Origin of the sequence: Chryseobacterium sp. MYb7, assembly GCF_002979455.1 — a bacterium.
Taxonomy (GTDB): Bacteria; Bacteroidota; Bacteroidia; order Flavobacteriales; family Weeksellaceae; genus Chryseobacterium.
The window spans coordinates 74,798-97,723 of sequence record NZ_PCOU01000017.1; the positions used below are offsets into that span (position 1 = coordinate 74,798).

The following is a 22,926-nucleotide window of genomic DNA, read 5'->3' on the forward strand; positions in this document are numbered from 1 at the left end:
CATAACATTTGATACTCTCCCACCCGTATTATACACCACTTCATTTTATAATATATTTTTTTACAATCCTCAGCATTCTGAGGATTTTTTTATTCCCCTTTAAAGCTTTCTAGTACATCTTACATTTAGACTGTAAAACCATTTCTGATAATCAATCATTTAAAACAGGATTATTCATTTTATTGTTGTATATTTGTGCATTATTAATCAGGCCACCACTTTGTTTTCTGTAACGACCCGAATATTTTTATTCAGTCTTTGCTTTTTGAGCAGTCATCTTTTTAACTTTTATTCTTCTATTAAGAACAATACTTGTCGGAATTTTAAAGCTCTGTATGATTGGAGAAACTCCAAAACAGAAAACATTATCAGGCTTTATAGGGGTCTAAAAAAGACCAGATTGAACCAATTAATTTATAGAAACTAAATACTAAAAATAATTTATGGCAGATTCTTTTTCTAAAAAGGAAAATTTCAAGAAAAAAATTCAAAAGCAAAAAGAAAAGGCGCTAAGACGCGAAGAACGTAAAACGAACAACAACAAAGGAGCGGAGGATGTCTTCATGTATGTAGACGAATTCGGAAGATTAACTTCTACTCCACCTGAACAAAGACAGGAAGTAAACCTTGATGATATTCAGCTGGGTGCTGCTCCTATTATTGAGGAAGATCCAAGAAAAACAGGAATTGTTACTTTCCTGAGTGAAAAAGGATATGGCTTCATTACTGAAGACAATAACAAAGAAAATATCTTCTTCCATAACAACAACTGTGCGGAGCCTGTGAAAAAAGGAAACAAAGTATCTTTCGAAAAAGAGAAGTCTCCTAAAGGATTTTCTGCGGTTGAAATTCAGATTGTTAAATAATACGCATAAGATATACTGCCACACGGCGGGTATATTGTAAATAATACAGAAAGAGACTGTCCTTCCGGGCAGTCTCTTTTTTAATCATATAAAAAAACTATCTCAACTTGTAATAAGTTAGATTTTTTGTACAAAACTCAGGAGCAATTGTACTAAAGCCCAGGATCACAATATTTCATGCTTTATTCCTGCCAGAGCTTTGTTGACATGTTCTTCTGAGTTTTCATGGTTAGCTATTTTATTTATTGTAAAGATCCTGGAATTATTTCAATTATCATTACGGAAACCCGTAACGCATACTTGAAATTTTTAACATAAAAGAAGCCGTCTTAAAAAAAGACGGCTCCTCTCATCGTAAAAAAAGTAAAAATTAATCCAGCTTGCCTCCCAGTGCTTTAAACAGCAGGACGTTGTTTCTGGTATTCTGGTGCTGGAATTGCAATAAATCCAATTCAGCGGTTAGTTTGCTTTTCTGAGAATTGATCAGTTCAAAATAATTAGCATATCCTGTCAGATAGAGATCATTGGAAACCTCTACACCACGGTCAAGGAAAGCTACTTCTTCTGATTTCAGCTTCAAAACACGTTCATAGATCTTGGTCTGTTTCAGAATCGACTGTAATTCATTAAAAGCAGTGGTAATACTTTTTTGATAGTTTAAAAAAGCAATTTCCTGCTCCTTACTTGCTACTTTAAACTCATATTTCAGCTGTCCTTTATTGAAAACAGGAACCATTAATCCACCCAACAATTGCCCGGCCAGTGAACTTGGTTTAAAGAATGTTTCAACGGAAAAAGAATTCAGCCCAAAGCCGGCCCCCAAATCAATCTTGGGATAAAAAGCAGCTCTTGCAGCCTTTGCATCAGCCTGAGAAGCTTCCAAAACATAATAATTGGCAGCAACATCCGGTCTGGAATGAATCACATTTTCTACATTAATGGTTTTATTTAACACTTCCATATTGGTGGGCATCAGGATTCTCCCGCGTTTTACATCTCCGCCGTAGCTTCCTGTTAATGTTGTAATCGCCTGTTCTACCGTGACAATTTCCACTCTTATGTGTTCAATCTCTGCCAGCCAGTTGTTATTCTGTGCTTTGAACTGCTGAACCGCCAATTCTGTAGCTTTTCCTACTTCACGTTGTGCCAGAACAATCTCAAAAGCTCTTTGCTGAAGCTTATAATTTTTCTGATAAATCGCAAGACGATTATCCAGGGCAACCAACTGATAATACAGATTGGCAATATCCGTAAAAAGCTCTACCTGTAATAATCTCAGTCCTTCTGCGGAAGCCAGAAATTTCTTCTGGGCAGCAATTTTCTTATTCTTCAGTTTTCCCCACGCATCAATTTCCCAGCTGCTTCTTGCTCCCACCCAGTAATTAGGCGTAAAATCTCTGTTGATTTTCTGATTTTCTGTAATATTAGGCGAAAGATTGGTATCATAGTTTCCAACGCCTTCCATCGTATATTTCCCATAACGGTTTCCTGAAGCTTCAACACCTACCTCAAGGGAAGGCAGTAAGTCCATTTTTGATCTTTGAAGGAAACTGTTGGCAATTTCTACTCTTTGCTGGGCAATCTGGAAATCCGGATTAGCCTGAACCACTTTATCAAAAAGTTCCAGCAGGTTCGGATCTGTAAAATAGGCCTTCAGATTAATCTGTTGGAATTCATCAGTAGATTTATTTTTATCAGCTTTGATGATCTCCTCCGGTAATTCCTGAGCTTTTTTCAGCTCTGTTACTTTGGGAACAGCACACGAAACCAGGGCAAGTGAAGCTATTCCATACAATATATTTCTATGATTTAATCTTTTCATCTTTCTTCTTATTTTCAAGTTTTGCAAAGAATATATACAATCCGGGAATCACCACCAATCCGAAAATAGTTCCAATCAGCATTCCTCCAGCTGCAGCGGTACCAATGGAACGGTTACCAATTGCTCCCGCTCCTGATGCAATACATAACGGAATAAGTCCTGCCACAAATGCAAAAGAAGTCATCAAAATAGGTCTCAGACGCTGTCTTGCCCCTTCAATAGCGGCCGGAATAATATCATATCCCTGTTTATTTCTTGCCACGGCAAATTCTACAATCAGAATGGCATTTTTGGCCAGAAGCCCGATCAGCATGACTAATGCTACCTGCGCATAGATATTATTGTCCAGCCCCATTATTACCAATGCAATGTAAGACCCGAAGATTCCTGTCGGAAGGCTTAATAATACTGGCATTGGAAGAAGGAAACTTTCATATTGCGCTGCTAATAAAAGATACACGAACAGAAGACATATCGCGAAGATATAAACCGTCTGGTTTCCGGATAAGATTTCTTCTCTTGTCATCCCCGACCATTCTATATCGAATCCTCTTGGCAGTGTTTCTTTGGCTACACGTTCTACAGCTGTAATGGCGTCTCCTGAACTGTAACCATCTGCAGGCTCTCCGTTGATCATAGCAGACATATACATATTATACCTCGTCAAAACTTCAGGTCCATATACCTTTTCAATCGTAATAAATGTGGAGAAAGGCACCATTTCGCCTTTGTCATTTTTTAAATATAAATTCAGAATACTTTCAGGGGTATCTCTGTGTTCCGGACTTGCCTGCACCATCACTTTATACATCTGGCTAAAGCGGATAAAATTCGTGGCGTAATAAGATCCCAGCATAGTTTGTAGTGTAGACATCGCATTGTCTACTGATACTCCTTTCTTCGCTGCCATATCATAATCTACATTGATCATATATTGCGGGAAAGTAGCATCAAAGCTGGTAAAGTTGTTCTGCAGTTCCGGAGCTTCGTTTAATTTTTTGACAAAATCCTTCGTGATCTTATCCGTATTCTCGATGGTTCCTCCGGTTCTGTCGAGCAAACGCAATTCAAAGCCGCTGGTATTACCGAAACCTGGAACTGTTGGCGGAGCAAAAATCTCAATCTGAGCATCTGCAATGCTTTTTGTTTTATCAGAAAGCTCTGCAATGAGATCATTCACTGAAATATTTCTTTCTTTCCAGTCTTTAAGATTAATCATTGCCATTCCGTAAGAAGAACCTGCAATTTCTGTTACGATGCTGTATCCTGCAAGTGTGGTAACATTTTCTACTCCATTAATTTTCTTGGCAATAACGGTAACCTCATCCAGTACTTTTTCTGTTCTTTCTACCGTTGCTCCCTGTGGAGTGGTTACACTTACATATACCATTCCCTGATCCTCCATCGGAATAAAACCTGTCGGCAGGAATTTACTGGTCACAAAAGTAAGTCCGACAAATAAAAACAGCAATCCGAAAGTCACTGTAGTTCTTGTCGCAAATTTTGATAAAATACCGACATAACCATTGGTCAGTTTTTCAAAACCAATATTGAAACTCTGGAAAGCCCTGTCGATAATGGTTTTCTTTTTATCATGATTATGGGGCTTTAAAATAATGGCGCAAAGTGCAGGAGTAAGCGTCAATGCATTTACTCCGGAAATCACGATACTGATGGCCAGCGTTAATGAAAACTGGCGGTAAAATACTCCTACAGGACCATCCAGAAACGCTACTGGAATAAATACGGCAGACATTACAATCGTAATCGCTACTACTGCTCCTGCAATTTCTTTGGTGGCACTGATAGTGGCATCCATGGCATTCATTCCTTCTTCCATTTTCACATGGACGGCTTCAACGACGACAATGGCATTATCCACCACAATTCCGATGGCGAGAACCAAAGCGAACAACGTTAAAAGGTTAACGGAGAAATCCAGCATATTCATGAAGGCAAATGTTCCTACCAACGCTACCGGTACAGCCAGTACGGGAATCAATGTGGAACGCCAGTCCTGAAGGAAGATAAATACCACAATTCCGACCAGAATAAAGGCTTCAATAAGGGTTGTCAATACCGCACTGATGGAAGCATCCAGGAATCTGGAAACATCATAAGCCATGTTATATTCCATCCCGGGAGGGAAAGAAGTGACCTTTAATTCTTCCATTTTTGCCTTTACACTTTCAATCACTTCGGAAGCGTTGGAACCAGGACGCTGCTTCATCATGATCGATGCAGAAGGTCTTCCGTCTGTTTTGGAAACCATTCCGTAGTTCATCGCTCCAAATTCCACTTTGGCAATATCCTTTAGCTTTAAAATAGTTCCGTCCACATCAGATCTGATGGGAACTTCTTCATATTGTTTAGGCTCAAAAAACTTCCCTTTATATTTGATGACATACTGAAGTTGGCTGGAGGTTTTTCCAGATGTTTCTCCCACTTTTCCGGGTGCTGCGGAAATATTCTGCTTTTGAAGCGAAGTAATGACTTCATCCGCTGAGATATTGTAGGCTGCCATTTTCTGTGGATCCAGCCAAACTCTCATTGAGTATTCTTTCTGCCCCATAATTTCAGCACGTCCTACTCCTTCAATACGTTTCAGCTCCTGAAGAACGTTAATATCCGTAAAGTTATAGATGAACTGCTCATCCTGGCTCGGATCTGTACTTGTGATATTAAGATACATCAGCATACTGTTCACCTCTTTTTCAGTAGTTACACCCGCTCTGATTACCTCTTCAGGAAGCTCATCCAAAATCGTAGTTACCCTGTTCTGAACATTTACTGCTGCTACATCAGGATCTGTTCCTACTTCAAAGAAAACCTGAATAAGCGTAAGACCGTCATTGGAGGTTACCGTCGACATATAAGTCATTCCCGGTACTCCATTAATCGCACGTTCCAGAGGAAGCGCTACCGCATTGGCGGATACTTCGGCATTCGCTCCTGTATATTTTGCAGTTACCGTTACTGAAGGCGGTACAATATCAGGAAACTGAGTGATCGGCATTTTCAACAAAGCCATAATTCCCAGCAAAACAAACAATATGGAAATAACCAACGAAAGAACCTTTCGTCTTATAAACATTTCTACCATAGTTAATTGATTTAAAGATTATGAAAGGTTAATACTTCTTTTTGATTTTGATAATATCACCGTCTTTCAAAGACTGAGTCCCTTCATAAATGATTAAATCTCCTTTTTTAAGACCGCTTTCTACCATATAAGAATCTCTTAAAGTAGTTCCGATCTTAATGCTGGTCATTTTCACTTTATTCTGCTTATTCACGACAAAAACATAGGTCTTATCCTGAATGGAGAAGGTAGATTTCTGTGGAATAAGGATCGCATTGGCCTGATGTTCTGAAATAATAAGTTTTCCGGAAGTTCCGTGCTTTATCAAATGGTCAGGATTCGGGAAAAGTACTTTATAGCGGATGGAACCAGTAGTTCTGTCGATTTCTCCTTCTGCTGTTTTCAAAGCTCCGTTGAACTGGTAATTAACTCCGTTGGGAAGTGTCAGTTCAATCTTCTGATGGCTTCCGATCTTATCATTGGCCAAAAGCTCAAAATATAAGTTTTCAGGAATAGAGAAATAGGCATATACTTCGTTCAATTGGGAAAGTGTGGTCAATAGTGTTCCATTTTCCACCAAACTCCCGTCTTTATGGGGAATCACGTCAATTACCCCATCAAAAGGTGCAGTGATTCTCGTAAAGCTTATTTTCTGCAGAACCGTTCTTTTTTCTGCATCAGCAAATGCATGTTTTGCTTTGGCAGAGGAAAGTTTTGCCTTCACCATTTCCAATTCGTTATTGGCAACAAATTTTTTAGCATGAAGACTCTGAATCTGTTTCAGTTCTACTTCTGCAATACGAACGTCTGCCTCAGCCTGCTTTAAAGTCGCATTCGCTTTCAGAAGTTCCATCTGAAGTTCAGCATCATTGATTTTGAATAAAGCCTGTCCCTGATGCACAAACTGTCCCTCGTTGACATAGATATGCTGTATAATGCCTCCGATTCTGGAACGCATTTCAACATTCTTTTTAGCCTGAATATCGGTAACAAACTGGTTACTCACCAGTGTATCTTTTTCCTTGATTTCCAGTACGGGAACTTCTTTATCTCTTTTATTGTTTTTCTCCTTGTCTTTACTGCATGACACAGCGAATAATGTTGCAACTATGCAAATTATTACAGTTTTAAAATACATTTTTAAATGTTTAGGTTATAAAAATTCCGTTAAAATGATTTGGTTTACAGAATCTTACAACTAGTACAACTGGAGGAGATGGAGGAATGACTTAACGCCACAAATAGTAGAGACTGCAATCTCCGGAAGGGTAATTTTCGGAATAGCTTTTAATATTCCTGAAAAATCTGCAATTGCAGGATCGTTTTTCTTAACTGAATGTTTTACAATTTTGGCAGCAGCAGGCAATGCATGCGTATTCATATCTGCCTCTTCGTACACATCCAGAACGTGAATGTTGTTTACATGAGGAACGTGAGGAATATTCTCCCATGATTTTTCTGCCCAATTCGAATTGAAAAGGGTAAAAACCAACAGGATATAAAATAAGAAAAATGACCTCAGACTTGCCATGTCAACCAGAACATTAGTTTTTCAGTAAAAAACGATAGTGGTGCAAAAATAGGGATTTCTACTGGAAAATTGGGTCATTGGACTGTTAAAAAAACTTAAACAATGGGGGAATGATTCTATTGATTGGAATTTAAGAACATTCATAAGTCTTAGTCATCATTTAGGTGCCTTTTATTGGCAAAAATAAAACAGGTAACTATTTAGATTACCTGCTTCTTTTAAGAATTTATTGAAATATTTCTAATTCTATATTCTATTTCTTCAAACTTGTTATAACTATTGATAATTCATCTTTTACAGTCTTAGGAATAGTTTTTCCATCTCTTATTAATTCTTTCATAAAAGAATAGGAATTCTCATCTAAGTTTAACACTTTCCCAATTTGCACTAATAACTCGTAAAATTCAATATTAATTTCAATGTCATATTCATACAACTGTGTTATTAAAGTATCAAAACTTAAACCATATTCATTATGCATCACATATTCTCTAGCACTATTTAAATCTATATCATTTAACCCTAAAACTTTAGAAATTTCAATTAATCTATTCAAGGTGTCATTAAGTTTATTCATATTATTATCTTATTGTAAAAGCTGTTATAATTTCTGTATGTGTCATTATTACTCTAATTTTTGTACCTTCATAAATACCTTCAACAACAAACCTTACTGGGTGACCACTTCTTGTAAGCGCTGCTCCAGCCCTACCTGTTTGCTGTACCCATTGATTGTTTATTGCAACATTAGATACTGCATGCATAATTTTAGAATTACTCCATGTAGCAGGGAACATACTTTTAGCACGAGCTATCCCATTAGTAAAAACTTTTTAAGCTCCCAAACCAAACGTGCCATTGTCAGTAGCATATCCTGCTATAATATGTAAAGTTCTTCCGAAACATTCTAAATTGATACAAACCAAATCGAGAATTCGCCATCAGGGTAATTTATCGCATATAAAGAACTATTTTGTTACAAGTAAAAAATGTGCATTTTGTACCATTTTGAGTGTAAAGACCTCATTTTCAAAAAAGCCCCTACCGTTTATAGTAGGGGCAAAAATAGAAATTTTTACAATTTTAGGTAATTGCTATTTATTAGCATCATTTTCTGTGATTTTCAAAAACAAACTGTCCTCTATTATAGGCTGTGCTATAAATTTAGCTTTCCCGAAATTAAGTTTTGAAAATCTCCTTAAATATTCTGCTTCAGGATAATTTCCTTTCAATACTTTATCATAAGGATAATAATTTTGTTTAAATTTTGAAGAATATTTTTCTATTGGGAGAGTTTGTTTGACAGTTAGCTTATATTTTACTTTTATAATATCATTGCTTTTTAAATATAATGCAGAATTTCCGTCACTAGATCTTTCGCCTCCTATAAAAGCACTATTGCCAATTTCAGCTAGATAGCTATCGTGAATACTATCTAATTTTTTCTGAAAACTTTCCGAGAATTGTCCTGGTTCAATTACAGCATAGACATTTAGAGGATAATCCTCCTCCCTACTTCCTCGTGTAGAATAACTTGCAAAATTTTTATCACCAAATTCTAAAGAATTTGGTACTAAGAATATAATATCTTTACTTGTATCATTTTTAAATTGAAGACATATCTCCTGATTATTTTTTATATACGTTAAATTTAATGTGTTTTTATGTTGTTCTTTACATGAGAAAAGAAGCACAAAGCCAATTAATATATATATATATATATGTATTTTATCATTTTAAGGTATTTTTTAAATAATTATTAAAAATAGGATTTATTTTATTCATTAAACCCTCCAGGGATTTATCATAAAATGCGTCAGTATTAAATGATTCCATGTTTAGATTAAGTTTTTGCCACCCCCTAAAAATAATATATTCCATATAACGTGAAACTCTCTTGAGTTTAGCCAAGAGAGTTGAATTAGTTTAATTTATATAAATGTCACAATTTTTTATTTAGAGCAATAAATTGAGCTAGATTTAGGTATTTTTTTACCTTTATCTATATAGATATTTTTTACGGATTGTTTAGCACCTTTATCGCCCATTTCATATGATTTTAGTAAAGAATAAGTTTCATACTGACTAGCGTATAGTTCATGCTGTCCTGAGGCTAAAATACTTGATATATCCCAATAGGCTTCTTTATAATTATTCTTTTCTGCCATGAGTATTGCATAATATAAAAATTCTTTATATCGACCGTTAATGATATAATGTTTAGAAGCTGATTTATATGCGAGAGTATCCCCCTCATATATTGCCTTCTTTAAATTTTCATAAAGTTGTTTATCATTAAAATCAAACTTGTTGTCTTTGTATTGTGTGTACTCTTCTGTATTAGTATTTTCTTTCTCAAGAATATTTTCTAATTCAGACTTTTGGTTATCCTTTAAGTCATTTTTTTTATCTACATTCTTATTACATGCTAGGAATAAAAAAAATGATAAAAATATTATATTTTTCATATTTTATTATTATTTAAATGCTGGATAATGTTTAAGAAATTCTTTGTATTGATATGCGGCAATGGCCTTACCGCCATAATACACTTTAATAATTCCATTCCCATCTCCGGAATTTTGTTTAAGATTACTATTTTTTATACCACTTACACTTGCATCATAAGTGACAAAGCCATTAAATGCAAAAACGGTAAGTTTAGGGTGTGCTTGAGATATTTGTTTTCCCATAGGAACTAATCTTCCATTGTTCTCTGTTCCCGATAAACAAGCGTATATGATTAAAATAGGATCTTTCATATTATCTACATTCTTCCAATTTTTATTTTTTGAACTCATTACGGAATCAAAGGTTTTAGCATCTCTTATTCTTTCCTCACCATTAAATAATGTTTCAAAATTACCGTGTCCATAGGCTCTAAAGATTCCATCTCCTTTAGTATTTTTAAACATCTCATACATTTGTTTATATACCTGATGAAAAACGGCCTCGTCTCCTTTCCCAAAGAAACTAACAGGCTCTTCGGGATTGAAACTATAAGATTCCTCTCCTTCATTGTTATAATCTGGGGAAATAATGTACCTATATCCATTACTAACAATGTTTGTAGATGTTACTTTATTCTCGAATAAGTTCCCTGTATAAGATAGCCCACCAACAGCACCACCCAAGAAATTACCTCCTGCAAAAGCTGAGTTCAGTCCTCCTGAAACAATACTTGGCAGTACAAACTTAATGGCTCCTACATTATTTGCAATATTCCCAAGTGTTCCTGATATCGCTGCTCCACCAATAGCACCACCTAATACAGCACTCCATGACTTCTGTCAGTCCCATTTACCTTGGTTCCACTGCGTAATAGAACAAATGCAGGAACTCCTGCTTTTGTAATTTAAATTTATATTTTATCTAATAATTAGTAAAAACTAATGCAAGAAAATATTCCTTATTCCTTTCATCTTTTGATGGTGTATAATAACCAATAGTTAATTTAGATTTATTAGAATTATCTTCCATTAAGATTTCAGTATTTTCAGATTTTATTTCAAAATTTTCATTTTGAATTGTTGAACTTTTAACTCTGTATCCTAATTTTTCAAAAGATTCAGTCAATTGTTTATATTCACTTATCATATCTTTTTCATCGTTAAATGAGATTCTCTCATTAACTGAAAAATTGCTAAATTGTACATCTTCCTCTTTCTGGATTATACTAATTTGACCTTCCTTTATTCTTGATTGAATTAATGGGTGTTTACTAAAGCTGGCGACAAAATTATTTATATTTCCTCCGGTATTTCCCCAACTGATTCCCTTTCTCACTACATGTTCAAACTTTAGCGATGATTTATTAGCCATAGCTTGGGGATTTGACGTAAGATCCAAGTCTAAAAATAACTTATTTAATTGCTCGTTCATATTATTTTGACTGTATAAAATTAAACTTAAAAAAGTTAGTCCTACAATAAGAATACTTTTCATATAATTAATAATCATTATTTATTTTATTTAATAAATGTTGTACTGGGACTTGCACCACCATTATATAATCTCACTTCCATAAACTTATTTATCATTCTATACTGAGCTGTTATATGTACAACTTGTATATTATGTAGTAATCCTTGAGCCACAATATTAGGTGAAATTTTTGTGTCCGAGGTGGTACCTATAATAAATTGACCTCCATATTGATTCACTCCATTATTTATACTCATTGCATAAAGCATGGATGAAATTTGTCCTTGATTTGAACCACTATATAAAGTTCCATCCATTGCTTTTACCTCTGCAAACTGAACACCAGGATACCTTGTTGAACTTTTAGGAAATGGTGTTGGTACTTTAAATATAGAATAATATTCATCAATAACTAAATCAAAAATCCCATCAGGAATTGTATTTCTCAATTTCCCTTTATACTTGCCTGCAATTTTAGTGTCATTACTTTCGTAATTCAATGAAGAGTAATCTATTCCCATAATCCTGTTAAAAGCATTTTCAAACATTGTACCTGCTTTTTGCTGTAATTGACCATAAGAACAAGCTTGGCAAAAGCCATTTTTAACATAATTAAGTAATATATTCTTTGTCAAATCATCCCATCCGCCAGCAAAATTATCTTCCTCCGGAGAAATAATATACTTATATGCTGCATTAATTCCATCAGTAGAAGTTATACTATTACCGAATAAGTTTCCTGAATAGGATATTCCACCAATAGCACCACCCAATAGATTAGATCCTGTAAATGCAGAATTTAATCCTCCTGAGACTATACTTGGCAGTACAAACTTTATAGCACCTGGATTGCTGGCAATATTTCCCAGTGTTCCTGAGATCGCTGCTCCCTCCAATAGCCCCACCTAATACCGCACTCCATGACTTCTGCCAGTCCCATTTCACAGGGTTTCATTGCGTAATAGAACAAAAGCAGGAAGTTTCCTGCTTTTGTATCATATTATAAAGGCATTCTATTATTATCCATCATTTCCTTTGAAGTAATTATTCCTAATGCCCATTTTATTGATATAAATTTTTTCGCGGAAGGTTTTAGGAAAGTATAATATGAACTTCCAAGGCCATCGCGATTTATGTATTCAGGAATATAAAAGGGATTGAAAGTCATTACTTTATCAAAAGTCCAACTAAAATTAAACTTTCTTCTAGTAGCCTCCATCCAATAGAAGTTCAATAGAAAAACATTTTCTTTATTCCAAACGGTTTTCCTCATTCGCTCATCTATAAAATCCATCTCTTTCTCGCTAGGAGTATAGTTGACATTCAATTTGAAATTTTTATTGAAACGTTCTAAAAACTCTACTGATTTTTGATCAATGTTCTGTGGAGTTATTTTTTCAATTTCTTCCTGAGCATTCGTTTCTAAAATACCTCCTAAATCAATTGATTCACTAGAATTCACAATTTTCAGTGCTTCTTCCTTGTCATAAACATAAAGAGCATACCTTCCAAGCAAAGTTCTCACGTAATAAATTTCCTTTGTTTTATGTTTTGTGCACGTCCTAGAAGTTCCTTCATTATAAGAAAAAAATGCAAATTCATTAGGATGATGCTCATCACTATCCCATTCGATTATTTTTAAAGGTTTTTGCCCCATTACTGATAGGTTTAAAAATATTAATAAAGTTAAAAAAAAATTTCTCATAGTTGATATTTTAATTACCACTTCTATACACTGGAACTGGTATATTAGATGAAGCAGTACTAATCGGCCTTCCATCCAATATAAAGTTCATGTACATTGAACTTCCACGAATTTGATAAACAGATTTGTATTGTATTAAATCAATATTATTCTGTTCAGCAAAATTTTTCAATCCTTTTGTTAGACCAACGTTATAAGGAGTTACGATATACATATTTCCCACATAAGGTTCGTCAGGAACCCCAAGACTAACATTTGTTCGTCTTAATCCAGTTATTTCTTTTTTAACCTGAGCTGTACCACAACCAATATTGTTGAAACTGCATTTCATCTCATAAAAGTTTAAGGCTGGTATTACTCTAAAAGGTGATAAAATAACTTCCTTAGTAAGTGAATATGCTTCTACACCATCAGGAATTGTATTATTGAACTTGATACTATTTTTTGCAAATCCATTATGGATATTCTTTGAACCCCATTCTATAAATTGATTTTCAAATAAGTAGCCTAAATAAATTTGATCATTCGGGGTTAGTTGACCTCTTCCACGTCCTAAAATATATTGTGCATAAATTTCTTTAGTGAGTGGTAAATAATCTCCCCAATTGTTTTGGCTATTTTCAATATCATTGTAACCAGGAGAAATAATATATTTATATGCACTACTAATTCCATCTGTAGAAGTTATATTATTACCCGCTATGTTAGCTGTATAAGATAACCCACCAACAGCACCACCCAAGAAATTACCTCCTGCAAAAGCTGAGTTCAGCCCTCCTGACACGATACTTGGCAATACAAACTTAATGGCTCCGGGGTTGCTGACGATCGTTCCCAGTGTTCCTGAAATAGCCATACCACCAATACCGCGCTCCACGACTTCTGCCAGTCCCATTTTACAAGGCTTCATTGTTAATAGAACAAAAGCAGGAATCCCTGCTTTTGCTTACTATATGGTATAAAAGAGATTAATCACCTTTAACATTTCCAAAGTCCCACCATAACTCTTTATCTTTTTTCAATTTTTTTTCAATTTTTTGATAAATGCGTTTAAATGCTATATTCTTATTATTGAACAGTTTATCTTCTAATAATAAATTTAAATCATAAAATGAAAAATTTCGTTTCTCATAATAAAGACCTACATCAGAAAATGGCTGAAAATAATACAGAATATTAAAATCCCATTTTGCATTAGGACAAAGTTTGTGTAAATCTTCACCAATAAAGTATAGTGCTGGAATAAAAAACTTCTTTTTATTATCTAAAGAGAGCTCCTTTACAAATTTTTCTGCATCTGCATAAAATGTATCTTCTTGATAATTGAAATTTAACTCACTTAATATTTTCAACATGTTTTCTTTTGAAAAGTCCTCTTTATTCATCAGTTCCCTATATCTATAATATGGAGTATCATTTTCTGGAAATAGTGGGAAACTATTATTTGAAAACATTTCCTTATACACGCTGTTTGAGACTAAGATACTTTGTGCACCCTGCATAGGCTCAATTAAATATAGGTTATCTTCAACCTTGGTTGCTGTTGCAAGATTAAATTCTGATTGTTTCTCTACCTTTCTTAATATTTCTAAAGAAAATTTATTAAAAATTTCATTTTTATCAATAGTTATATATTTTTGGCTCACCATACTATTAAATTTTAAGATCAGAATTAAAAAAAAAATATTTTTCATTGTATTGTTATTTAATATAAGCTGCACTAGTTGTACCGAACCATCCTTGGGAAAACCTCACCTGCATGGCTCCGGAGATCATTCTATATTGGCTTTTCAGATGGACAATATTAATTGCGCTATTACCAAAACTGGCTCCTAATGTATAAATACTTGGAGAAATAAAAGTATCAGAAGTAGTTCCTATTATAAACTGACCTCCAAATCTATTAACACCACTATTAGTATGCATAGAGTTAATCATAGCGGCTAGCTGGCCTTGATTAGAGCTTGTATACAATGTACCGTCCATTGCTTTAACCTCTGCGAACTGAACGCCAGGATATCTTCTAGAGTCCTTAGGGAATGGTGTTGGTATTTCATAAGCGCCCACTATTAATGAATAATAATTGTCTCTTACCAAATCAAATACCCCATCAGGGATTGTATTTCTAGGTCTTCCTTTATACATTCCCTCAATTTTCCGATCATTACCTGTATAATTAAATGCTGCTAAATCTGAACCCATTATTGAATTAAAAGCATTTTCGAACATTGTTCCAGCTTTTTGCTGTAATGCACCAGTAGAACAAGCAGGACAAAAATTATTTTTAACATAATTGAGTAATATGCTCTTCGTTAAATCATCCCATCCTCCTCCAGAATAATCTTCTTCAGGAGCTGCAATATATCTATACGCAACACTAATCCCATCTGTAGAAGTTATACTATTACCCGCTATGTTAGCTGTATAAGATAACCCACCAACAGCACCACCTAAGAAATTACCTCCTGCAAAAGCTGAGTTCAGTCCTCCTGAAACGATACTTGGCAGTACAAACTTAATGGCTCCGGGGTTGCTTGCAATATTTCCCAGTGTTCGTGAAATCGTTGCTCAGCCAATAGCACTACCTAATACAGCACTCTATATTTTTTTCCAGTCCCATTTTACGCGGATTGATTGTTATATTAATAGAGCAAAAGCAGGAATTCCTGCTTTTGCTTAAGGTAATCATATTGAATGTAAAAACGATTGCCATCATTACGTAATGGTAGATATTAAAATCTTGTTTTCACTATTTTTTGTGTATAAATCTAGAATCTTTATCAATCTCAAAATTATCTACTACTTGAAGAGGTTTGCTAGTATCTCCCTCTAAACCATTTTCAAAATTTCTTTTATAAGTAGTTGATATAGAGATTGTTTTACCATCAAAATAATTAACTTTCTTTTCCGTATTTTCATTCCAACTTGCTATTACTAGATTTGATTTGACTTGTTTATTCTTGGAATCATAAATTGTCCAGATCAGTTCTTCGCTATGTAAATCGAAATGATGCAAGTAACACAGTATCCATATATTATCTGCAATCTTTAGCTTATAACCAGCATAATACTTGCTTTTTATATAAGACTTCTCATAAATAGTTTCATTTACCGGATATAAGAATCTATTAGAAATAACATCATAAGGGATCAATACAGACTTATTAATCTTAGTAATATCATCTTTCAAATCACTTGTTTTGTCTACAAAATTATTTTCAATATTATCAAAATCAAAACTTTTTAATTTGGACGTTTCCATTTCTTTACTATATGTTTTATTTAAAACTTTCTTTTGTTCGCTATTAGAGCATGATATTATGGTCAATAAAATAAGAATTAACATTTTCATAATAATTAAGGGTATTGTTTATAATAATAAATATTTTTTGAATTAAATAAATTTGGTTTTGGCATATTGGGTCTCACCTCAGTCATGTAATATGTATTATTACCATAACCTTGACCTGTTACTGTTCTGTTTGGATAAACATACAATCTATTAATTTGGAGATTAGTTGTATTTCCAACATTATCGTAAAAAGAGAAAAAATTTCTATTTACGTTATAATCATATCCCATACCAACTACAGTAATAAAATGGTCTGTAATTCTGTTATGATTTCCAACTTCGTTCCTAGCATAAGTTACACCAATTGTTATAGGTCTGCTATTATTCAACTCATTCATAAGAGTATTAATAGCCACCACATATGAAAGCTTCAATTGATCTCCACCATGTTTTGCTTGGTAAGGGTTATCAATAAATGTTTGCAAAGCTTCTAATGGACCAGAAGGATTTCCGCCTCCATTGATTGTTTGAGCTTTTGCTGCCCTAAAACAAACATTACCATTTTCTTCATAAGATTCAAATTTATCACCTTTCAAAACGTTATCAATTGTTTTGAATTTTTTCCCAAATGGCGCTATCCAATCATCTGCCACCTCATCGTTACCATAATCTGGAGAAATGATATACTTATAAGCAGCGCTAATACCGTCTGTAGAAGTTATATTATTACCAGACAAATTCCCAGAATAAGATAATCCTCCAATAGCACCACCTAATAGATTAGATCCAGTAAACGCAGAGTTTAACCCTCCAGAAACAATACTTGGCAGTACAAACTTAATGGCTCCTACATTATTTGCAATATTCCCAAGGGTTCCTGAGATTGCTGCTCCACCAATAGCACCGCCTAATACAGCACTCCATGACTTCTGCCAGTCCCATTTTCCGGGATTCCAGTTACCATTATTAGCTGCAACACCATTTAAATATCCACCTGCAAAAGCTCCGGCAAGCCACATCCAAAATTCCCCGTTCGGATCATTGTACATCAGTGGATTGTTCATCACATACCCGTACTTGTTATAGTTTTGGGTATTGGCAGGATCTTGTATATTCTCATCAGCATTTAAGAACCTTCTTAATAATGGATCATACAATCTACCATTCATGTGAATAATTCCCACTTTCATAAAATGCTCATGTCCGGTATATCCTCTGTCTACAAGAAGATCCTTCGACAAGCTCAGGATGACATCCTTGTTAGTGTTAATCACTCCGGTTCCAATCTTCAGGTGGGTAAGGTTACCCCATGCATCATAATGTCGCTGCTCCAGTCTCTTACCGTCTTGATCAGAGATTGCCAGTATACTGCCCAAATAATCTTTGTGTAAAAATTTATAAGATCCGCTGCTCTGTTCAAAGTCTTTCAAATATACAATATTACTTTCATAAGGAGTACCCTCAATATAGATAATATGCTTTTCCTGACCTGCAGATGAATTTTTTACGATTTCAAAGCTGCCATCTTCATTATAAAATTTGCTGAAACGATTTTCCCAGTTAGGCTTATCTATGTTCCCAGTCTGTTCTGCAATATCAACTCTTTGTCTCATATTGCCTAGCCCATACCCGAAATTAATCTGAGCCTTTTCTCCCTGAATCTGTACCGGGTCATTATTCTCATTATAAACAACAGTCTGGATAAGATCACCTGTATAATTCTGTACTCCATTATTATTAAGGCTCATTCCTGTAGGCTGATAAATTTTTGATGAATTATCAAATTTTATCTCGCCTACCTGGTCATTCTGTCTGATCCTTCCTTTTTCATCATACCCGTTTTTGGAAAGCTGACCAGTTACAGGATTTGTCCAGTTAAGAAGCCTGTTATTGTCATCATATTCAAAAGATTCAATGATATTAAAATCTCCGAATGTTTTTCTGGATTTCAACTCATTTCTGATGACATTGAAACCATATTGAATATTCAGGATAGATGGGTGCTGGGAAGAACTATGTTTAATTTCCGTAAGCATTCCTGTAGCATCATTATAGGAATTAATAATACTTGCAGATCCTAACCTTTCTCCAAGAACCTGTGCTTTTGCATTAGTTTCCAAAAGTTCCCAAAGAACCTTGTCCTGCTGCTGATCTTTGATCTGGTAAAGCTCCCCGTTCCAATCATTATAAACGTTCTCTATCTGAACTTCGGTAAACATCCCGGAGGAAGACAGCTGCTTTACATAAGAAATCTCCCTTCCTTTATCATCATATGTAATGCCTTTATTGGCGTAGGTTCTCCCGTTGCTGTTCTCTATTGCAGAAACAATCCTTCCCTGGGGGTCATATTCATATTCTGTACTGAATGCATTGCCATTTGCTGTACCAGATTTTTTAATAAGCAACCCTTTACTATCATATGTGAAAGTAATATCTTTATTAGTTGCAGCGCCTCCGTCACCAGTAGAAAGTTCTTTCTGAGAAACCAGCTGCCCCAGATTATTGTAAATATATTCTTTAGTTCCTTTAGGGCTAATGGTTTTCTTAGGCTGTCCCAGTCCGTCATATTCATATTTATACAATCCGTTTGAAGGGTCGTTAAATTCAGATTTCCTTCCCCATACATCATACACTGTGGTGACGGTATTTTCAGCATACTGAGCTTTCAGCTGCTCTCCAGCTGCATTGTAAGAAAACTTTATGGTTCCTCCCTTATCTGTAGAAGCAATGGTGTTTCCTAAAGCATCTGCCGTTTTGATTGTGGTTCTTCCATAATCATCAGTATGGGTTTCTTTTACCGTTGTTGTAAGGCCTGATACAGCAGTTTCGGTCTGTTTACCTGTAAATGCTGTAGCCTTTACCTTAGCAGGGTATACGGAATCATCATACGTGATTGTGTTCCACTTATTCGCAGTTTGCCCATCAAAATAAGGTTCAGACTCCTTAATCTTTCTTCCCAGAACATCATACTGGATTTCTTTGGATACAAATTGACCCTGCGCGAAAGCCTTAGTCGTTGTTTTGTATACTTGCCCCAGTTTGTTGGTAAATGTTTTGGATACATTACCATCCGGACTCGTCTTTATTACAGTAACATTGTCTTTGGTATCCCTCTCGTAATTATAAATAGTTTTTCCTTGAATACTATTAGTTGAGACCATTAACTTGCCCCAATTATCATAATTATTTTCAAGGGTATTTCCTAATGGGTCTGTCTGACCTGTCAGCTGTCCCCAGTCATTATAAGAAAACTGGGTATCTAATCCTAAGTGATCTGTCTTCTTAATGATAAATCTTCCCGTGGGGTCATACTGTGATGTGGTTGTACGAACCTGAGAATCTATACTGTTAGAAAGCGTTTTCCCGGCTATGTTTCCAAACCCGTCATACGCATAGGTTTCCAGAATATAGCCTGTATTATTCCTGTTCCATTTTTTTAGACTTTTTATTCTGCTATTTTCGTAGGTATATTCCTCTTTACCAGTTTGGCTGTCTCCGTAGGCCTTCTGAGTTACGGTCTTAGATTTCAGGCGGCCTATATAATATCCGCTTCCTGTTCCTGAAGGATTATGTTCATACTCAAATCCGGAAGTTGTCATTCCATAGGAGTCATTAACCTTTGAAATAGACAAGGTAGGCAGGTAATACTGTCCATAAATAATATTATTTTCTGCAATGGTTCCTGTTAAAAAGTCTTTAGTTCTGCTTTTTGCAGGTAAAATAGCGGTTACGATTTTTGGCTTGTCGGCATCGGAAACTGTATTGACTACCTGGCCGTTCAAGAGCTTTACGGTTTGATAAGTATTGGTTTTTAAACTTATTAGCTGGGTGTTATTTTCAGAAAGATCGTCAGGAAAAATAGCTGCATACTGTTTGGTAGTCCATTCTTTCAAAGGAATACCATCATTTACAGGGTCTATTTCTATTCCTGACCATATGATGGTATTGGTGGTGTTATTTTCAAACGCATTAGAATACCAGGAAGATCTTGCCATTTTTCTAAAACCTACCATCCCCTTACCCAGAATATTAGCAGTAAGGCCTCTGTATTTAAAATTTTGTATTAATTTGACATTTGATAAAGGATCTTCCGGCTTCCATTGTGTCTGTGTCATTTCTGAAACCACATACATTCCGTGTGACTGATTGATTTCTACATAAGGATAATTTTCTGTTTTAGCTTTATCATAGATGCCATCAGCTTTATTTAATTTCCAATAGGTGACTTCAGTGGTAACTCCCCCCTGAACTATTTTTTTAATACGGGCTTCCCCTGTTGCATCTATATAGGGACTAGATGCGAGGTCCTGTTCGTTCCCAAAACCATACGTTTCACCCTGTAAAGAAACCATTGCAAAACGCCTTATCATACCACCTGTCCACTGATCAACGGAAAGTCCCATAACATCTCTTCGGGTTTGAGCAAGTTCCTGATTAATATTGCTGCCATTGAGATAAACGACTTCATCTAATAGACCATAACCGCCCCCTACTGATGGTAATTCCCCTGAAAGAGCAGAGAATATATAAGCTTTTGCGGTGTAATTCTTTATGTATTTTACACCCTGCCCGCTATCCTGTGTATCCTGCTTACGGTAATATCTGCCGCCTTCTAGCATAACAAGCTCCGTTTTCCCATCATTATTAATATCATAGGCTACAAAAGTTCTTGGATTTGCCACATTGATATGTTCATAGGCATCTTTAGTAATTCTTCTGGTTGGTTCAGGACGGTAAAATACTTTAGTTTCTTCTTTAAAGGCATTTCCTTTGGAAGTATAGAGATACCAGATAGCGGAAGTAGGGGTTCCGGGCATCATTAAATCACTTAGCCCATCACCATTATAATCTCCTACAAGGCTGTCTTTCCAATATCCTTTTATTGTTTCATCATTAGCCGGATTAAAAGGAGCTATAAATGATTCATACTGTCCTTGTACATTTTTCTTAAAAGAGATCAGTAAAGGTTTTTGGTCCTGGCTTAATTTAATGAAATCAAAGATCCCATCACCATTGAAATCTCCTGCTCTGTACAATGCAAACACATCGCTGTCTATCTGATCATAGTCAGGATAAAGCTCCAATGGATAATACCATCCATTACCCTGAATGGACTCATCGGGATCTACCACATAATATCTTTTAGTACTGCTGCATTCCTGGGGTGGTCTAGCAGTGGTACTAATATCTACTGTAGGATGACATTCTTTATCATTGAGAACCAGGACAAGCTCGTTGAGACTATCCCCGTTGAAGTCAACACTTTTTAATCCTGTAACGGTAGTCTGTACACCGTTACTTATAGTTCCCATTGTATTATCATAATCTGCGGCTGGAATCGTTTTAGTGTAATCCAAAACCAACTGATTATCTTCTGTAAGCCCATAGAAAGAGAGCTGAAGATCTGATGGGGTAGTGGAGGAATTGAGCATCTTTTTTTTAAGTACAAATCCCTGACGGTTACGGACAAGATTGCCCTTTTTTAAATTTACAACAACAGCGTCTTTAACTCCCGATACAGAATTTCCTACAAATATGGGCAACCCGTCATTATAGTAAGCCCCACTTAGATTATAGAAATCAACGTAATTACTGTAAAGATATAATCCTACCTGTGGTATTTTGGCTGATGTCTGAGCATGATACCTTAATATATCAAGATTACTGTCACCATCAAAGTCACCCACCACATCGGTATCCGGATTCGGCCTTAGCGTATAGCTATGGCTCCATCTGTTATTTTTAAAGGCAGAGTCTTCATAAGTAAATACTACCGGATTGGCCTCTTCATTATTACTGTTTAACGTTGTAATCTTTTCCAAATACCTGTATTGGTTTTGGGGCAGATCCCTGTAAGAAATTTTATATTTCTTGTATTGTTCACCCAGGGTTGAAACCACAATGGATTCAAGCTGCTTAGACTGTGTAAATAAAACTCCTTTGATATAGGCGGTTTCCTGAAAAGGTCTTACCACAAAATTAAAATCAATTTTATTCATATGCTGGGTTCCCTTCACCTCATTTCCTCCCCACTGAACACTGCTGATGACCGATACGTTACCTTCAGAAGTATAATTGTAAGTCACATAATTGCCATTAATATCTTTTGACTTTACAATATTATAATCTACAGGAGTTCTGGCAGAGCTATTGCCTGATGCTGAAGCCCCGTACCATACCTGTGAGCCGTCTGGTGAAGTAACTTCCCAATATTCAGGACCTTGCCAGCTTTGTCCGGTAATGCTTCCTACAGATTTAATTTTAATATTGGAATATTTTTCAGTTACATATTCTGCTCCATCTTTCCCATATTCTCCGGATTTTAAGATTAATCTTTGTCCATTAAAGCTGTAATAGTCGGAGTAGTCAAGCTGTACCCCCTTTGTGATACCATCTTTTTCAAGATTTTTTCCCACCCTTGAAATTGCATTGATTCCTGAAATATTCCAGCTATATCCTGCAAGCCCGTTTGCCGCACCACTTGTATAAAGAAGGCTGATATTGGGAGCTGCATTTTTAATGCCCGGAGGAAGATCAATAGGAAGTGTATACTGAAGTTGTCCCGCCCCAGTAACGTCTATACTTCCTTTAGTATCATGAAATTTCGGTGGAATCCATGATTGTGAAAACCCTAGAACAGATATAAGAGATAATAGGAATGATGAAAATACCTGTATTTTCTTATGATTGTACTTTTTCATAGC

19 protein-coding genes are annotated in these 22,926 nt (G+C 35.4%); 2 read left to right on the forward strand and 17 right to left on the reverse strand.

Going from position 1 to position 22,926, the window contains the following annotated elements:
* Nucleotides 1–443: 443 nt before the first annotated feature.
* A complete protein-coding gene (locus tag CQ046_RS14360) occupies nt 444–866 on the forward strand; it encodes a cold shock domain-containing protein (protein ID WP_105702934.1) in 423 nt (140 codons plus the stop codon).
* 370 nt (nt 867–1,236) lie between these two features.
* On the opposite strand, the gene CQ046_RS14365 is transcribed toward CQ046_RS14360, so the two are convergent.
* The 9 genes from CQ046_RS14365 to CQ046_RS14405 form a co-directional block, all read right to left on the reverse strand.
* Entirely contained in the window at nt 1,237–2,688 is a 1,452-nt protein-coding gene (locus CQ046_RS14365; protein ID WP_105702935.1) for a TolC family protein, read from the reverse strand.
* Complete coding sequence (locus tag CQ046_RS14370; RefSeq protein ID WP_105702936.1) at nt 2,669–5,791, reverse strand: efflux RND transporter permease subunit; 3,123 nt, start codon at nt 5,789–5,791, stop codon at nt 2,669–2,671. The genes CQ046_RS14365 and CQ046_RS14370 overlap by 20 nt, the downstream gene beginning before the upstream one ends.
* A 28-nt stretch (nt 5,792–5,819) precedes the next feature.
* Nucleotides 5,820–6,908 carry an efflux RND transporter periplasmic adaptor subunit gene (locus CQ046_RS14375; protein ID WP_105702937.1) on the reverse strand — a complete coding sequence of 363 codons (1,089 nt, stop codon included), beginning with the start codon at nt 6,906–6,908 and terminating at the stop codon, nt 5,820–5,822.
* Between the two features lie 60 nt (nt 6,909–6,968).
* On the reverse strand, nt 6,969–7,301 hold the full coding sequence (locus CQ046_RS14380) for a hypothetical protein (protein WP_105702938.1): 333 nt from the start codon (nt 7,299–7,301) through the stop codon (nt 6,969–6,971).
* A gap of 253 nt (nt 7,302–7,554) precedes the next feature.
* Nucleotides 7,555–7,878, reverse strand: a complete 324-nt coding sequence (locus tag CQ046_RS14385; RefSeq protein ID WP_105702939.1) for a MafI family immunity protein — start codon at nt 7,876–7,878, stop codon at nt 7,555–7,557.
* 4 nt (nt 7,879–7,882) lie between these two features.
* Nucleotides 7,883–8,098, reverse strand: coding sequence for an EndoU domain-containing protein (locus CQ046_RS14390; protein WP_105702940.1), 216 nt, complete (start codon nt 8,096–8,098; stop codon nt 7,883–7,885).
* Between the two features lie 297 nt (nt 8,099–8,395).
* A complete protein-coding gene (locus CQ046_RS14395) occupies nt 8,396–8,995 on the reverse strand; it encodes a hypothetical protein (protein ID WP_105702941.1) in 600 nt (199 codons plus the stop codon).
* A 258-nt stretch (nt 8,996–9,253) separates the two neighbouring features.
* The gene (locus tag CQ046_RS14400; RefSeq protein WP_105702942.1) at nt 9,254–9,769 is read right to left on the reverse strand and encodes a hypothetical protein; all 516 of its coding nucleotides are present in this window, start codon (nt 9,767–9,769) and stop codon (nt 9,254–9,256) included.
* 9 nt (nt 9,770–9,778) lie between these two features.
* Nucleotides 9,779–10,435 (reverse strand): hypothetical protein, encoded by a 657-nt coding sequence (locus tag CQ046_RS14405; RefSeq protein ID WP_105702943.1) that lies wholly within the window; start codon nt 10,433–10,435, stop codon nt 9,779–9,781.
* A 64-nt stretch (nt 10,436–10,499) separates the two neighbouring features.
* Between CQ046_RS14405 and CQ046_RS23620 the strand changes: the two genes are divergently transcribed.
* A complete protein-coding gene (locus CQ046_RS23620) occupies nt 10,500–10,655 on the forward strand; it encodes a hypothetical protein (RefSeq protein ID WP_165790527.1) in 156 nt (51 codons plus the stop codon).
* Nucleotides 10,656–10,673: 18 nt separating this feature from the next.
* Here the strand turns inward: CQ046_RS23620 and CQ046_RS14410 are convergent, their stop codons facing one another.
* The 8 genes from CQ046_RS14410 to CQ046_RS14445 form a co-directional block, all read right to left on the reverse strand.
* The gene (locus CQ046_RS14410) at nt 10,674–11,183 is read right to left on the reverse strand and encodes a hypothetical protein (protein WP_123906624.1); all 510 of its coding nucleotides are present in this window, start codon (nt 11,181–11,183) and stop codon (nt 10,674–10,676) included.
* A gap of 86 nt (nt 11,184–11,269) precedes the next feature.
* Nucleotides 11,270–12,121, reverse strand: a complete 852-nt coding sequence (locus tag CQ046_RS14415) for a hypothetical protein (RefSeq protein ID WP_123906625.1) — start codon at nt 12,119–12,121, stop codon at nt 11,270–11,272.
* Nucleotides 12,122–12,225: 104 nt separating this feature from the next.
* Nucleotides 12,226–12,930, reverse strand: a complete 705-nt coding sequence (locus tag CQ046_RS14420) for a hypothetical protein (protein ID WP_123906626.1) — start codon at nt 12,928–12,930, stop codon at nt 12,226–12,228.
* Nucleotides 12,931–12,940: 10 nt separating this feature from the next.
* Complete coding sequence (locus CQ046_RS14425; RefSeq protein WP_123906627.1) at nt 12,941–13,825, reverse strand: hypothetical protein; 885 nt, start codon at nt 13,823–13,825, stop codon at nt 12,941–12,943.
* A gap of 73 nt (nt 13,826–13,898) precedes the next feature.
* Complete coding sequence (locus CQ046_RS14430; RefSeq protein WP_123906628.1) at nt 13,899–14,624, reverse strand: hypothetical protein; 726 nt, start codon at nt 14,622–14,624, stop codon at nt 13,899–13,901.
* A 7-nt stretch (nt 14,625–14,631) separates the two neighbouring features.
* Nucleotides 14,632–15,159, reverse strand: a complete 528-nt coding sequence (locus tag CQ046_RS14435; protein WP_105702949.1) for a hypothetical protein — start codon at nt 15,157–15,159, stop codon at nt 14,632–14,634.
* 520 nt (nt 15,160–15,679) lie between these two features.
* Nucleotides 15,680–16,282 carry a hypothetical protein gene (locus CQ046_RS14440; protein ID WP_105702950.1) on the reverse strand — a complete coding sequence of 201 codons (603 nt, stop codon included), beginning with the start codon at nt 16,280–16,282 and terminating at the stop codon, nt 15,680–15,682.
* Nucleotides 16,283–16,287: 5 nt separating this feature from the next.
* Complete coding sequence (locus CQ046_RS14445; RefSeq protein ID WP_105702951.1) at nt 16,288–22,923, reverse strand: RHS repeat-associated core domain-containing protein; 6,636 nt, start codon at nt 22,921–22,923, stop codon at nt 16,288–16,290.
* Between the last annotated feature and the right edge of the window lie 3 nt (nt 22,924–22,926).

Coding starts and splice junctions, on each gene's coding strand:
- CQ046_RS14360 (WP_105702934.1), top strand. CDS start 444: ATGGCAGATTCTTTTTCTAAAAAGGAAAATTTCAAGAAAAAAATTCAA.
- CQ046_RS14365 (WP_105702935.1), bottom strand. CDS start 2,688: ATGAAAAGATTAAATCATAGAAATATATTGTATGGAATAGCTTCACTT.
- CQ046_RS14370 (WP_105702936.1), bottom strand. CDS start 5,791: ATGGTAGAAATGTTTATAAGACGAAAGGTTCTTTCGTTGGTTATTTCC.
- CQ046_RS14375 (WP_105702937.1), bottom strand. CDS start 6,908: ATGTATTTTAAAACTGTAATAATTTGCATAGTTGCAACATTATTCGCT.
- CQ046_RS14380 (WP_105702938.1), bottom strand. CDS start 7,301: ATGGCAAGTCTGAGGTCATTTTTCTTATTTTATATCCTGTTGGTTTTT.
- CQ046_RS14385 (WP_105702939.1), bottom strand. CDS start 7,878: ATGAATAAACTTAATGACACCTTGAATAGATTAATTGAAATTTCTAAA.
- CQ046_RS14390 (WP_105702940.1), bottom strand. CDS start 8,098: ATGTTCCCTGCTACATGGAGTAATTCTAAAATTATGCATGCAGTATCT.
- CQ046_RS14400 (WP_105702942.1), bottom strand. CDS start 9,769: ATGAAAAATATAATATTTTTATCATTTTTTTTATTCCTAGCATGTAAT.
- CQ046_RS23620 (WP_165790527.1), top strand. CDS start 10,500: ATGGCTCCTACATTATTTGCAATATTCCCAAGTGTTCCTGATATCGCT.
- CQ046_RS14410 (WP_123906624.1), bottom strand. CDS start 11,183: ATGAACGAGCAATTAAATAAGTTATTTTTAGACTTGGATCTTACGTCA.
- CQ046_RS14420 (WP_123906626.1), bottom strand. CDS start 12,930: ATGAGAAATTTTTTTTTAACTTTATTAATATTTTTAAACCTATCAGTA.
- CQ046_RS14425 (WP_123906627.1), bottom strand. CDS start 13,825: ATGGGACTGGCAGAAGTCGTGGAGCGCGGTATTGGTGGTATGGCTATT.
- CQ046_RS14430 (WP_123906628.1), bottom strand. CDS start 14,624: ATGAAAAATATTTTTTTTTTAATTCTGATCTTAAAATTTAATAGTATG.
- CQ046_RS14435 (WP_105702949.1), bottom strand. CDS start 15,159: ATGTTCGAAAATGCTTTTAATTCAATAATGGGTTCAGATTTAGCAGCA.
- CQ046_RS14440 (WP_105702950.1), bottom strand. CDS start 16,282: ATGAAAATGTTAATTCTTATTTTATTGACCATAATATCATGCTCTAAT.
- CQ046_RS14445 (WP_105702951.1), bottom strand. CDS start 22,923: ATGAAAAAGTACAATCATAAGAAAATACAGGTATTTTCATCATTCCTA.